We start from the raw sequence: 13988 nt of genomic DNA, 5'->3' as shown, positions 1-13988 counted from the left end.
ATGACCGACGAACCCGCCATCACCCCCGAGCTCGTGGCCGCCCACGGCCTGAAGGCAGACGAGTACGAGCGCGTGCTTGCCCTGATCGGCCGCGAGCCGACGCTGACCGAACTCGGCATCTTCTCGGCCATGTGGAACGAGCACTGTTCCTACAAATCCTCGAAGAAATGGCTGCGCACCTTGCCGACCAAGGGAGAGCGGGTGATCCAGGGCCCGGGCGAGAATGCCGGCGTCGTCGATATCGGCGACGGGCTCTGCGTCGTCTTCAAGATGGAGAGCCACAACCACCCCTCCTATATCGAGCCCTATCAGGGCGCGGCGACCGGCGTCGGCGGCATCCTGCGCGACGTCTTCACCATGGGCGCACGGCCGATCGCCGCGATGAACGCTCTGCGCTTCGGCGCGCCGGACCATCCGAAGACCCGCCATCTGGTGGCCGGTGTCGTCGCCGGCGTGGGCGGCTACGGCAATTCCTTCGGCGTGCCGACCGTCGGCGGCGAGGTGAATTTCCACGCCCGCTACAACGGCAACTGCCTGGTCAACGCCTTTGCCGCCGGCCTCGCGAAGACCGACGCGATCTTTTATTCGGAAGCGAAGGGCGTCGGGCTGCCAGTGGTGTATCTCGGCGCCAAGACCGGCCGTGACGGCGTCGGCGGCGCCACCATGGCCTCGGCCGAATTCGACGAATCGATCGAGGAGAAGCGCCCGACGGTGCAGGTCGGCGATCCCTTCACCGAAAAGTGCCTGCTGGAGGCCTGCCTCGAGCTGATGCAGACCGGCGCCGTCATCGCCATCCAGGACATGGGCGCAGCGGGGCTGACCTGCTCGGCCGTCGAGATGGGCGCCAAGGGTGGTCTCGGCATCGAGCTCGACCTCAACGCCGTGCCGGTGCGCGAAGACCGGATGAGCCCCTACGAGATGATGCTGTCGGAAAGCCAGGAGCGCATGCTCATGGTCCTCGATCCGGAAAAGCGCGAGGTGGCCGAGGCGATCTTCGTCAAATGGGGTCTCGACTTTGCCGTCGTCGGCAAGACCACGGACGATCTGCGCTTCCGCGTGCTGTTCGAGGGCAAGGAGGTCGCCAATCTGCCGATCAAGGAACTCGGCGACGAGGCGCCGGAATACGACCGACCCTGGGTCGAGCCGCAGCCGAGGCAAGACGTCGCTCCGGGGGACGTAGCGGTCCCGAAGAACTGCGGCGCGGCTCTGCTGTCGTTGCTCGGCTCGCCGGACCTCTGCTCGCGGCGCTGGGTGTTCGAGCAGTATGACACGCTGATCCAGGGCAATTCGCTGCAGCGCCCGGGCGGTGATTCCGGCGTCGTGCGGGTCGACGGCCACCCGACCAAGGCGCTCGCCTTCTCGTCCGACGTGACGCCCCGCTACTGCGAGGCCGACCCCTATCGCGGCGGTGCCCAGGCCGTCGCCGAATGCTGGCGCAACCTGACCGCGGTCGGCGCAGAGCCGCTGGCAGCGACCGACAACCTCAACTTTGGCAATCCGGAAAAGCCCGAGCTGATGGGCCAGTTCGTCAAGGCGGTGGAAGGCATCGGCGCCGCCTGCAGCGCTCTTGCATTCCCGATCGTCTCCGGCAACGTCTCGCTCTACAATGAGACGCAGGGGACGGCGATCCTGCCGACGCCGACCATCGGCGGAGTCGGGCTGATCGAGGACCGCAGCAACACCGCCCGCGTCGACGCGCTGAAGGAAGGCGACGTCCTCTTTCTCGTCGGCCACGACGGCAGCCATCTCGGCGCCTCGGCCTATCTTTCGACGATCGAGGAGCGCGAGGACGGCGCGCCGCCGCCGGTCGATCTCGCCGAGGAGAAGCGCAACGGCGATTTCGTCCGCAGCTTCATCCGGGCCGGCAGGATCCGCACCTGTCACGACCTTTCCGACGGCGGTCTCGCCGTGGCGCTGGCGGAGCTCTGCATGGCCTCGCGGATCGGCGCCGCGATCGAGGCGGGCGACGGGCCGGATCACGCGATCCTCTTCGGCGAGGACCAGGCGCGCTATGCGGTCGCACTCTCCCCGGCCGATGCCGAGAGTTTTGCCGCTGCCGCGGCAGATGCCGGCGTGCCGCTCCGCCGGCTCGGAACCGCCGGCGGCGACCGGCTGAAGGTCGCCGGCCGGCTCGATCTCACCATCCGGGCAATGACCGTCGCCCATGAGAGCTGGTTCCCGAGCTACATGTCGGGGACGGTGATCGAGCCGCCCGCGGCGGCCTGAACGGTCTCGTTCCCCCTGCCCTCGACGAGGCGCCGCCCGCCGCGCATTGCGGCCGGCCGATGCGGCGCCTATCATCCGATACCGACCGATCCGAGCCGGAGTACCATGATGCCGATGAACGCCCAGGACATCGAGAAAATGATCAAGCAGGAGATTCCGGACGCCGTGGTCAGCATCCGCGATCTCGCCGGCGACGGCGATCACTACGCCGCCGAGATCGTTTCCGAGAGCTTCCGCGGCAAGTCGCGCGTGCAGCAGCACCAGATGGTCTACAAGGCCCTGCGCGGCAATATGGGCGGCGAGTTGCACGCCCTCGCGCTGCAGACCAGCGCGCCCAAATGACGGCGCCGCGGCCGCCGATCCACTGACGGCGACCGCTTCGCAACCAGCGAGATCCTGTGAATGCATTCCGGCCCGGCCGAGCCTGAGCGAACACTGCGGCCGTGCCGACCCCACTCGGCGGCGTCGCTACGCCCGGCGCGCACCATGCACTACCGCCCCGAGATCGACGGCCTTCGCGCCGTCGCGGTTCTGCCGGTCATTCTGTTCCATGCGGGCTTCGCCGGCTTTTCCGGCGGCTTCGTCGGGGTCGACGTCTTCTTCGTCATCAGCGGCTACCTGATCACCGGCATCCTGCTCGACGAGATGGAAGCCGGGCGCTTCAGCCTGGTCGGCTTCTGGGAACGGCGGGCTCGACGCATCCTGCCGGCGCTGTTCGCGGTGCTGGCCGTCTCGAGCGTCGCGGCGGCGCTGACGATGGACCCGGGGGAAATCGAGCGCTATTCGAAGAGCGTTCTCTCCGTCGCGACCTTCTGGTCGAACATCCGCTTCTGGCAGGAAAGCGGCTATTTCGACACGGCCGGCGAGCTGAAGCCGCTGCTCCACACGTGGAGCCTCGCCGTCGAGGAACAGTACTACATCCTCTTTCCGCCGTTTCTGGCGCTTGTCTGGCGCTTCGGCCGCCGGTTCCTCCTGCCCGTGCTGATCGCCTGCTTCGTCGTCAGCCTGGCGATCTCCGAATGGGCCGCCCATTTCGATCCGGCCTTCGGCTTCTACTGGCTTCCGGCAAGAGCGTTCGAACTCGGCATCGGCGTCTTCGCGGCTCTCTACCTCAAGCGCCGGCAATTCCCGGCGTCGCTGCGCACCCGCAATGCCGTCAGCCTTTCCGGTGTTGCCCTGATCGTTCTGGCGATCTTCCTCTACGACGCCGAGACGCCGTTTCCCGGCCTCGCTGCGCTCTTTCCGACACTTGGCGCAGGCTTCGTCATCCTGGCTGCGACGCCGGGCACGATCGTCCACCGCCTGCTTTCGGCGCGGCCGCTGGTCGGCATCGGGCTGATCTCCTACAGCGCCTATCTCTGGCACCAGCCGCTCTTTGCTTTCGCCCGGATCGCCGCGAATGGAGAGCCTGCGCAACGGGTGATGGCGCTTCTCGCCGTCGCCAGCCTCGCACTCGCGGTCCTCAGCTGGCGGTTCATCGAGCAACCGTTTCGCAGCAGAAACCTCATCGGTCGATCGGCGATCTTCCGCCTCGCGGCGACGGCCGCCACGGTCTTCATCGCCCTCGGCGCGACCGGAATGGCGAATGGCGGCTATCGTGACGTCCTCGCGCGATATCGGCTGCCCCCCGAGGCCACAGACCGATACGAGATCGTCTCGAAAAGCGTTGCACCCGACTTCATTGGCACAATGTTCGACGATGGCGCCTGCCGGATCTGGATTCAACAGATGGCCGAACTTCTGGGCAAACGGGTTCGGGATTGTTTCGGGCACAATCCACCGCCGATAGTCGTGTTCGGCGACAGCCACGCAATGAATATCTACAACGCCGTCGCCCGCAGCGACATCGCCCCCTTCGTCATCGGCGCAGTGTTGCCCGGATGCCGCCCGCCGCGCGGCTCACGCTGTGACCTTGCAGCTTTTGAGCGGTTTCTCGATCGCTACGATTCGCGGCTGGGCACGGTCCTGTTTCATCAGTCAGGCTCTTATTTCGTCGCCGACAACGCGGGTAAGCTGTCGCCAGAGGCGGCGTTCGAAGGCGGCCGATACACCTTGCGTCCCGATCTCGTCCGTACGGCCGCTGCTTATCTCGAGCAACTCTCTGCAGAGCACAATCAGCGCCTTGTCTGGGTCGGTCCCTTCCCAGAGTTCCGTCGCCGGCCACTTGCCGTCGCCTTCCTCGGTGAGCCGCTGACGATCAATCCTGCCTCGCCCCGCATCTTCTTCGAGATCGAGCGAATGGTCCGGCAGATTGCCTCCAGCTATCCGGGAATTCAGTATGTCCCGTTCTCCAGTGTCTTCGCGATCCCGCAAGATCCCATCGAAGGGAACTGTTTCATTTACATGGATGGCGATCATCTCAGCCGTTGCGGCGAAGGTATCATTGCCCGCAGTCCGCGTTTCCAAAAGTTCGTCAGGCAGTTGATGAGTGCGAAAGAGGCGGGACCATGGACCGCTGGGGGCGACGGCTTCTCCGCCTCATCGAAGGGGCAGTGAAGTCACTGACAAATTCGGTCGCACCGGGTGATCCCGCGCAGGCGATTACCGCCATCCTTCAATTCCGGCAGCACGGATGCTATCTATCGACGGGAACAGCCGTCCTTGCTTCGCTTGCAAGCGAGGCTGACGGATCACAGCGCAGGCATTCGGCCAGACAGCCGGTTACGGGAGTTTCGAACCGGGCCCTGCCTGCAGCAGGAAACACGAAAAGGACGATAGCATGAGCGGCATCAACGAGTGGATCGACAACGAGGTGAAGTCCAACGACGTGATCCTCTTCATGAAGGGCACGCCGCCCTTCCCGCAATGCGGGTTCTCCGGCCAGGTCGTTCAGATCCTCGACTACCTCGGCGTCGACTATAAGGGCATCAACGTCCTGACCTCCGACGACCTCCGTCAGGGGATCAAGGAATATTCCGAGTGGCCGACGATCCCGCAGCTCTACGTCAAGGGCGAGTTCGTCGGCGGCTGCGACATCCTGCGCGAGATGTTCCAGGCCGGCGAGTTGAAGGGTTTCTTCGAGGAGAACGGCATCAAGACCGGTGAGCCGGCGGCGGCGAACGGCTGATTCCGGCAGGTCCTCGCGGCTGACGGCCGACACGCCGTCGGCCGAGGTCGCAGCCAGCATTCCCAGGGCCTTGCAGGCCCCTTACCGATGAGGCAGCCGGCAATCGCCGGCCGCCAAGCGTTGAACACTGCGTATTGCTGCAGTGCGAAATTAGACTTTTGTATCGGCCGGCCGACCTGATAAGGGTTCGGCTGCCTTCATTTCGTTTCTTCAGGAAACATCCATTCACAAAGCGCCCGACCACTGCCGCAGCCCGACACCGGGCCGGGCGTGGCGTTCGGCGCTTCGCAGTCGTTGATTGAGGTCCACATGGCAGTGCCAGCACAGAAGATGGACACGCACGGAATGCCCTATTGGGAGCTCGTGCTGCTCGTTGCCTGCATGATGGCGATGAACGCCGCGGCGATCGACATCTTCATTCCCGCCCTGCAGGACATCGGCACGGCGCTCGAAGTCTCCGATTCGAACCGCCGCCAGTTCGTCATCACCGCCTATCTGCTCGGCTTCGGCGCCGGCCAGATCCTCTACGGCCCGGTCAGCGACCGTTTCGGACGGCGGCGTGTGCTGCTCGTCGGCATCGCCATCTATGTCATCGCCGCCGGCTTCGGCACCTTCTCGACCTCCTTCACCATGCTCCTGGCGCTGCGGGCGATCCAGGGCTTCGGCGCTTCGGCGACCCGGGTGATCGCCATCTCGGTGGTGCGCGACTGTTTCGGCGGCCGCCGGATGGCGAGCGTGATGTCGCTGGTGATGATGGTGTTCATGGCGATCCCGGTGGTGGCGCCGAATATCGGCCAGGGAATCATGCTGTTCGGCAGCTGGCGGGAGATCTTCATCCTCGTCGCGGTGTTCGGCGCCGGCGTCGGCATCTGGGCGGCGCTCAGGCTTCCCGAGACGCTGGCACCGGAGAATCGCCGTGAGCTCACCGGCAAGCGGGTGGCGGAGGCGTTCCGCATCGTGCTCACCAACCGCATCGCCTTCGGCTACACGATCTCCACGGCGACGATCTTCGGCGTGCTGTTCGGCTTCATCAACCAGGCGGAGCAGATCTACACCCAGTCCTACGGTCTCGGCCCCTATTTCACGCTGGCATTCTCGGCGACGGCGATCTTCATGGCTGTGGCCTCGTTCCTGAATTCCCGCCTCGTCGAAACCTTTGGCATGCGGCGGCTGTCCCACGGCGCCCTGATCGGCTTCATGGCCACGGCGGCGCTGCATCTCGCCGTCGCCTATTTCTGCGGCGGGCAGGCACCGCTGTGGTTCTTCATCCCGGTGATGACGTTCAATTTCTGCCTGTTCGGCTTCATCGGCACCAATTTCAACGCCCTTGCCATGGACCCGCTCGGTCATGTCGCCGGCACCGCCTCGGCGGTGCTCGGCTTCATGCAGACCTTCGGCGGCGGCATCATCGGCGCGGTCATCGGCTATTTCTACGACGGCACGCTGATCCCGCTGCTCTGCGGCTTCATCGTCCTGTCGATCCTGTCGATCCTCTGCGTCTATCTCGCCGAGGGCCGGCTGTTCGACGCCAAATACGACGCCGTCACCACGCCGCATCCCGAGGAAGCCAAGCCAAGCGCCGCGGAATAGGGTTTCGCCGAAGCCGTGGTCGTGCGTCCAGTCGGACGCATGACGCTTCAAAGGGTCGTGATCGCACCGCCGAGAAGGCCGATCCCGACCAGCGTCAGAAGGGCCGCGCCGGCAATCTCCAGCAGCATCACGGCAGCGGCGGCGCGGTGGGCATGCCGGCCGGCCCGCTCGACAGCGCCCCGGCCTAGCACCGCCAGGCACGCCAGCGCTGAGACGGTCACCGCCGTGCCGATCGCCATGGCGAAGACGGAGACGAGACCGCCGAGATAGAGCTCGTTGAGCAGCGCGAAGGTCAGGACGACGATTGCTCCCGCGCAGGGGCGAAGGCCGATCGCCGCGACGACGGCAACGGCCGTGCGCAAGGTCAGCGGCTGGCGCAGCCGCGCCGGATCGGCGATATGCGACCGTCCGCAGCCGCAATCCTCGTCCGCCTCTGCGCAGACCCTGCCTGCGGAGAGCGCCTCAGCCGCCGGCATCGACCGGGCGGTCGCTTGGGACGGCGCGGCAAAGGCCAGGCCGCCCATCGCACCGGCACCCCCGGATCTCGAGAAGCGGGCCAGCGGCCCGCCGAAACCGGCGACCGGCCGAAATCGCCGCCAGAGCTTCGTCAAGGCGCGTGCGAGCAGCACCAGGCCGAATACGGTGACGAGGACGTAGGAAGCGATCTCCAGCCAGTCCGTCGCGTCGGTCATCGAGATGCCGGTGCCGCGCAGGAGATACCAGCCGGCGCCGACCACCAGGATCGCCGTCGCCGCCTGCATCAGCGACGAGGCGAAGGCGAGCGCCACGCCGCGCCGCAGCTGGGCCCGGCTGGCCAGGAGATAGGACGAGATCACCGCCTTGCCGTGGCCGGGGCCCGCGGCGTGGAAGATCCCGTAGGCAAAGGACAGCCCTGCTAGAAAGAACAGCGCCCCGTCGCCGCGCTTCAGCCCGACGAGCGCCTCGCGCAGCGCCGAGAAGAACTCCCGCTGTCTTGCGGCGATCTCGATGAAGAGTGCCGAGAAGAGGCCGTTGCCGGGCGCCGTGACGGCATCGGAGGTGCCGATGCCGATCGACGATCGGGCGAGCGCCGGCGACGTCTCCAGCCAGAACAAAGCGGCCACCGCCACGAGCGCAAAGGCCATATTCGCTGCGCGAAGCACCACGCCCTGGCGGACAATGGCCCGCTTCGGCGGACGCGGAACGCCGCCGTTAGGCCGTGCCAGAGAGCGCCGGAGGGCGCCCGCGATCAGCTCGGCCGCGCGCATGAGACCTCCAGCCGGGTGGCCAGCACGTCGGCATAGACATTGGCCTGGTCCTGCGGCACCTCTTCGTCCGCGCCGATCCCGGCGATCATGTTCATCCAGTTCTTCGCCGCCTCGTCCTCGTCCGGCACGTGCAGGCTCTTGCGGCAGGTGGCGGGAAGGTCGATCAGCTGGAAATCGTCGGCGCTCTTGAAATCGAAGGCGACGAAGAAGCTGTCGTCGAAATTCGATACCTTGACCGGGCTGCGGGTGAGATCCACTGGCTCCTTCACCGGCATCTCGAAGAAGAAGATCAGCTGGCCGTCCTCGAACAGCGTATGGATCTTGTCCGGCGGCGTCAGCTTGACGTCGCGGCCGTCCACCTCCGCAAATGTATAGAAGCCCCATTCGGCGATCGACTGGCGCACCGTCTCGCCGACGGCGTCGAGCTCGTCCGGATCGAGGGAGCCATTGGCGTTCTTGTCGAAATCGACGACCACCGAGGAGGAGAAGAGTTCGTCCATCCGCCAGACATTGCGCAGGGCGGTGAACTCGCCCGCAGCATTGCCGACGATTTCGACATGCGGCTCGACGAAGACATGCGGATGGGCGAAAGCCGCCGCTGGCAGACCGAGCAGGCTGCCAAAGCCGACCAGACATCCGAGGACACGAGACCCCACCGCCACTCCCCCTACCGCTTCAAGGCCCTGCAAAAGCCGAGAAGAGTGGCCGAAGTTTGAATCGGCCGCGCGAGCATGACAATCGCGCCGCTGCATTTTCGCAAGCTTGCGTCGTCGGCCCGGGAGGACGGGGGATTCGGTGGCGAGACGGAGACGCGCGCCGCTTCGGACGAGCGCTGCCTCCGACGCTCGGCCTCTATCGCTCGACGAAGACCTGCGCGCCGACATGGACGCGTTCGTAAAGGTCCTTGACGTCGGCATTGCGCATCCGGAAGCAGCCCGACGAGGCGGCTGAGCCGATGGAGCGCGGCGAGTTGGTGCCGTGGATACGGTAGGACGTCCAGCCGAGATTCATCGCCCGCTCGCCGAGCGGGTTCTTCGGGCCGGGGCCGACCGAGCGCGGCAGGCTCGGCTTCTTGGCGCGCATGTCCGGAGTCGGCGTCCAGGTCGGATGCGGGCGCTTCATCGACACCCAGCTCTTGCCGAACCACTGCTCACTCGGCTTGCCGACGGCGATGTCGTATTGCAGGGCCCGGCCGTTTCCGGTGAGAAGATAGAGCTTGCGCTCGGAGGTGCGGATGACGATCGTCCCGGGATCCCCCGCAGCCTCGAAGACGGTGTCCTGCGGCCCGGCGCCTCTGGCGAGCGCGGGCGCGGCGGCTGCCGTCGAAAGAGCGGCGGCGAGAACGGCAAAGGCGAGAAAGCGACGCATGGCAGGACCGTGGCACGGGATGTCTGAATGCCCCGTTAAGGGCGTGTCTCTGCCGGGATTGGGCCATGATTGCGCAAGGCAATCAATCGCCTGCCGGTAGCAGGAGCGCTTTTGACGAACCGGTGATGCGGGCGGGTGACGGATCACCAAGGACGGCCGCATGCTATTTGATCCTCGCCATGCCCAGCGGTACCGCGAACTCCTCGCACCAGATCCAGACCTCGTTGTAGCCGGAAACGTCGAGGCCCGCCGGGATCGCGTAATTCTGCGCGCCGGCATCCGACTTCAGCGGCCCGAGCAGCGATTTCGGATCGTAGCCGCCCCTGCCGAAGGCGACCTTGGGATCCGGCGCCCCGTCGAACGCGAAGTCGGAACTGAACTGCAAGACGGCCTTGCCGCCGGTCTCCTCGATGCGGACGCTGCCCGAGACGTCGTGACCGCTGGCACCGGTGAAGTCGCCGGATTTCAGCGTCTTCGCGGCGGCAGATCCCGCCGGCGCTGCACCGCAAAGGATCACGGCGAAAAGCATCGCGGCGCCTCGCGCGGCGGCGGATGGGGTGGAGACGGTCACGATCTCACTCCTCGAGCTTTCATGCCCCAGGGTAAGCTTCGCATGTTCCGCCCGAATTGAAACCGGCGTCACGAAGATTTTTGCAGTCGCCATCAGGCCGGTCGCAGGTCGCGCATCGCCGTCTCACGCCAGACGGGGCGCGCCACAGGGGCTGACCGGCCGGGCCGGCCGGGCAAGTTTGTCACCTCCTGCCCACCTCGCCCGATCGGGACCCGGCGGGCGCTCAGGCCACCCGGTCGGCCTGCGCCGTGCCGGAATTGCCGGGCCTGTGCACCGCTTCGAGGGATTTCTGCCGGCCGCACTTCTTGAACCATTCGGCGAGAAAGTCGACGAAGACGCGAACCCTCGCCGGCAAGTGGCGACGATGCGGAAACACCGCATAGATCCCAGCCTCGCTCGACATGTATTCGTCGAGGACCGTGATCAGCCGGCCGCTCTCCAGATCGTCGCGGACGACGAAGGACGGCGACAGCGCGAAGCCGAGGCCCGCGAGCGCCGCCGCGCGCACCGTCACCGGGCTGTTGGCGGTGAACTGGCCGGAGACCGCGACGGAAATCTGCTCCTGGGTTTCCGGATCGCGGAACATCCAGTTGGAAAACAGCCGCGAATTGGAATCGATGACGGCGGGATAGTTGACGATCTCGCCCGGATGCGTCGGCCGGCCGGTGCGCTCGAGGAATTCCGGGCTGGCGACGATGACGAAGTCGAGGGAGGCGAGCCGGCGGGCGATCATCGCCGAATCGTTGAGCCGCGTCATGCGGATTGCGACGTCGAAGCCCTCTTCGACCAGATTGACGAAATTGTCGTCGAGATGGATGTCGAGGCTGATGTCCGGATAGGCCTTGGCGAAATCGACCAGGCAGTGGCCGAGTTCGGCGTCGCCGAAGGTACGCGCGGCGGAGACGCGAATGCGGCCCTTCGCCTCGCCGGTCGCCTCGCGCGCCTCCTCGTTCAAACTTTCGAGATCGGAGAGAATCGTCCCGGCGCGGCGCACATAGACCTCGCCGGCGGCCGTCAGGGCGATCTGCCGGGTGGTGCGGTTGATCAGAAGGACGCCGAGCTCGTCCTCCAGCTCGCGGACATATTTCGACAGCAGCGCCTTCGAACGCCCGGTCTTGCGAGCCGCGGCGGAAAAGCCCTCGCTCTCAATGACGGCGAGAAAGGCGCGCATCCTGGTCAGTGTATCCATGGCTTCGAGCTTGCTCCAACCTGACCCGTTGTGGCTGCGCTGCCGCAGCCTTTCCCCTTCCTTCAACGGCTTGGATGAAAAATCAACCGTGGGGGACATTGGGTCTTGCGTATGACGGCAACTCGGCATAGATCGCGACTTGCCCCATGTCGCACGTGCCTGTGGGCGTCCCACGGTCCTCAGATGCGAGGGTAGCCGTGACGGTACCTGGACGTAACACACCCAGTCGATTTCGCGAGCCGCGCGATATCGAGGACGCCTTGAAGCAACGACGGTCCGGGCCTTTCTGGTCTCTCCCGGTCTCCACAGCCGGGAATACTGAAGAGGCACACCATCCTTGCCTGAAGTGCGGCGGGTTCAAGCCCTCCAAACCATGGCAGACGAAGCCGGAATGCTCGCGTTGTCTTGCGCGGGTTTCCGATGAAGTCGCGTCGCGAAACTGTCTCTCCCGGTCGGCGTTGTCGCCGTTCGGGCGCGCGGTTGCGCACGCTCCCTGTCGACCCATTCCTGGTCCCTCGGAGGCTCCCATGGTCACGCAGCGCATCATCGATTTCCTCGCCACCCGACGTCCCGACGGCCCCTGCCTCGTCGTCGATCTCGACATCGTCGAGGACAATTTCCGTGCCTTCCGCCGGGCGCTGCCGGACTCGGCGATCTTCTACGCCGTCAAGGCCAATCCGGCGCCCGAGATCCTGAAGCTCCTCGCCTCGCTCGGCTCGAACTTCGACTGCGCCTCGGTCGCCGAGATCGAGATGGCGCTCGATGCCGGCGTGACGCCCTCGCGCATCTCCTATGGCAACACCATCAAGAAGGAGCGCGACGTCGCCCGTGCCCACGAGCTCGGCGTCTCGCTCTTTGCCGTCGACTGCACCGAAGAGGTCGAGAAGATCGCCCGCTCGGCGCCCGGCGCCCGCGTGTTCTGCCGCGTCCTGACCAATGGCGAGGGCGCCGAATGGCCGCTGTCGCGCAAGTTCGGCTGCGTGCCTGCGATGGCCGTCGACGTCCTCACCGAGGCCGCCCGCCTCGGCCTGAAGGCGACCGGCGTCTCCTTCCATGTCGGCTCGCAGCAGACCAATACGGAAGCCTGGGACTCGGCGATCGCGGATGCCAAGTTCGTCTTCGACGCGCTGGCCGAAAAGGGCATCGTGCTGACCCTCGTCAACATGGGCGGCGGCTTCCCGACCCGCTACCTGAAGGACGTGCCGGCGGCTTCTGCCTACGGTCAGGCGATCTTCCAGAGCCTCACCAAGCATTTCGGCAACCAGCTGCCGGAGACGATCATCGAGCCCGGCCGCGGCATGGTCGGCGACGCCGGCGTCATCAAGACCGAGGTCGTCCTCGTCTCGAAGAAGTCGAAGGCGGACGAGAACCGCTGGGTGTTCCTCGACATCGGCAAGTTCGGCGGTCTCGCCGAGACGATGGACGAGGCGATCCGCTATCCGATCCTCAGCCACCGCGACGGCGAGGCGACGGAGCCCTGCGTGCTCGCCGGCCCGACCTGCGACTCGGCCGACGTGATGTACGAGAAGACGCCCTACCCGCTGCCCGTCTCCTTGACCGTCGGCGACGAGCTGCTGATCGACGGCACCGGCGCCTACACCACGACCTACGCCTCGGTGGCCTTCAACGGCTTCGAGCCGCTCAGGTCCTACGTGATCTGAGGATGGCTGTGACGCGAAGCATATCCCAACGACGAAGGGACGGGCGACGAAGGCCCGTCTAGACCCGGCAGAACACGCCCCCGATCTGACAGTTGATCGGGGGCGAGGCGCCGGGTGATCCGCCCGCGCGCCGACCGGCACGCAAGTCTTCAACCTCCTTTTTCATGGTTCGGGAGGTTTTCGTGACCGCATTCGTCTCCGCATCCGCCTTTGCAAACGCCGTTCCCTTCATCGCCATCGTCGAAGAAGCCGCAACCCATGTCTCGGCCCGCGAGGCTCTGCTCGACGCCGCGATGGGGCCCGGCCGCACCCGCAAGTCCTCTGAGGCGATCCGCGCCGGCCGGCTGCCGGCCGAAGGCCTCGCCTTCTCCGCCGTGCGCCCGGACGGCTCGCTCGCCGGCACCGTCCGGCTGTGGAACATTTCGGCCGGTACCCGAAACGGACGCGACGTCCCTGCCCTCCTCCTCGGCCCCCTCGCGGTTTCGCCGGAAAGCCAGGGCACCGGGCTCGGCGGCCTTCTGATGCGCCAGGCGATCGCCGAAGCCGCAAGGCTCGGCCATGGCGCCATCATCCTCGTCGGCGATCCGGAATATTATGCCCGCTTCGGGTTCACCGCGGCTCGGACCGCAAGGCTCGCCATGCCCGGCCCGTTCGAGCAGCGGCGGCTCCTGGCGCTGGAACTGGTCGAGGGCGCCCTGGACGGCGCTAAGGGCGTCGTCGCGCCGACGGGTCGGTTCGCGATGGAGGAGCCGCTCGGCCTAGCCGCCTGACGCCGTCACCGACAGGGTCGAAACCAACGCATCCTCGATGCATGATCCTGAAGCAAGTCTCCGGGCGATGTACGCGCTTTTCGAGATGCTCGGTCTCGGTAGAGCAGAACCGCCCCGACCCATACTGCCCCTCGCCAAGGATGCAAGAGAGCAACTTGCCCTGACCATTGAGCCATTTGTCGAGTTGGCCTGAGGTAGTCGGGCATCTGACCCTGCCCTTCCGGTATTCAGATCAAGGCCGGTCTGCGTTCTTTAGAAAAATGAGAACGGCCGGTTATCGTTGGCCGGCCGTTCCGCTC

At 66.0% G+C, this 13988-nt stretch carries 12 protein-coding genes; 7 read left to right on the top strand and 5 right to left on the bottom strand.

Going from position 1 to position 13988, the window contains the following annotated elements:
- The 5 genes from purL (at position 1) to E3C22_RS17515 (ending at position 6883) form a co-directional block, all read left to right on the top strand.
- Entirely contained in the window at positions 1-2226 is a 2226-nt protein-coding gene (gene purL, locus E3C22_RS17535; RefSeq protein ID WP_134759182.1) for a phosphoribosylformylglycinamidine synthase subunit PurL, read from the top strand.
- A gap of 108 nt (positions 2227-2334) precedes the next feature.
- Positions 2335-2568 carry a BolA/IbaG family iron-sulfur metabolism protein gene (locus E3C22_RS17530; RefSeq protein WP_134759180.1) on the top strand — a complete coding sequence of 78 codons (234 nt, stop codon included), beginning with the start codon at positions 2335-2337 and terminating at the stop codon, positions 2566-2568.
- A gap of 60 nt (positions 2569-2628) precedes the next feature.
- Positions 2629-4722 (top strand): acyltransferase family protein, encoded by a 2094-nt coding sequence (locus E3C22_RS17525; protein WP_134759178.1) that lies wholly within the window; start codon positions 2629-2631, stop codon positions 4720-4722.
- A 223-nt stretch (positions 4723-4945) separates the two neighbouring features.
- The gene (gene grxD / locus E3C22_RS17520; RefSeq protein WP_134759176.1) at positions 4946-5293 is read left to right on the top strand and encodes a Grx4 family monothiol glutaredoxin; all 348 of its coding nucleotides are present in this window, start codon (positions 4946-4948) and stop codon (positions 5291-5293) included.
- A gap of 309 nt (positions 5294-5602) precedes the next feature.
- Positions 5603-6883: a multidrug effflux MFS transporter gene (locus E3C22_RS17515; protein WP_245514690.1), complete on the top strand. Its 1281-nt coding sequence runs from the start codon at positions 5603-5605 to the stop codon at positions 6881-6883.
- A 47-nt stretch (positions 6884-6930) separates the two neighbouring features.
- Here the strand turns inward: E3C22_RS17515 and E3C22_RS17510 are convergent, their stop codons facing one another.
- The 5 genes from E3C22_RS17510 to E3C22_RS17490 form a co-directional block, all read right to left on the bottom strand.
- Complete coding sequence (locus E3C22_RS17510) at positions 6931-8007, bottom strand: nickel/cobalt transporter (RefSeq protein ID WP_167591577.1); 1077 nt, start codon at positions 8005-8007, stop codon at positions 6931-6933.
- A gap of 104 nt (positions 8008-8111) precedes the next feature.
- Positions 8112-8786, bottom strand: a complete 675-nt coding sequence (locus E3C22_RS17505; RefSeq protein WP_245514689.1) for a DUF1007 family protein — start codon at positions 8784-8786, stop codon at positions 8112-8114.
- Between the two features lie 196 nt (positions 8787-8982).
- Entirely contained in the window at positions 8983-9498 is a 516-nt protein-coding gene (locus tag E3C22_RS17500; RefSeq protein ID WP_134759169.1) for a L,D-transpeptidase, read from the bottom strand.
- Between the two features lie 163 nt (positions 9499-9661).
- Positions 9662-10069: a DM13 domain-containing protein gene (locus E3C22_RS17495; RefSeq protein WP_167591576.1), complete on the bottom strand. Its 408-nt coding sequence runs from the start codon at positions 10067-10069 to the stop codon at positions 9662-9664.
- 223 nt (positions 10070-10292) lie between these two features.
- Entirely contained in the window at positions 10293-11258 is a 966-nt protein-coding gene (locus E3C22_RS17490; RefSeq protein WP_134759165.1) for a LysR family transcriptional regulator, read from the bottom strand.
- Between the two features lie 527 nt (positions 11259-11785).
- Here E3C22_RS17490 and odc2 point away from each other — a divergent pair.
- Together odc2 and E3C22_RS17480 are read left to right on the top strand one after the other, a co-directional pair.
- Positions 11786-12919: an ornithine/lysine decarboxylase gene (gene odc2, locus E3C22_RS17485; RefSeq protein WP_134759163.1), complete on the top strand. Its 1134-nt coding sequence runs from the start codon at positions 11786-11788 to the stop codon at positions 12917-12919.
- A 182-nt stretch (positions 12920-13101) separates the two neighbouring features.
- A complete protein-coding gene (locus tag E3C22_RS17480) occupies positions 13102-13689 on the top strand; it encodes a GNAT family N-acetyltransferase (RefSeq protein ID WP_245514688.1) in 588 nt (195 codons plus the stop codon).
- Positions 13690-13988: the final 299 nt, after the last annotated feature.

This window comes from Jiella endophytica (assembly GCF_004519335.1).
GTDB classification, from domain to species: Bacteria; Pseudomonadota; Alphaproteobacteria; order Rhizobiales; family Rhizobiaceae; genus Jiella; species Jiella endophytica.
This window is presented reverse-complemented; position numbering and strand designations above follow the sequence as displayed.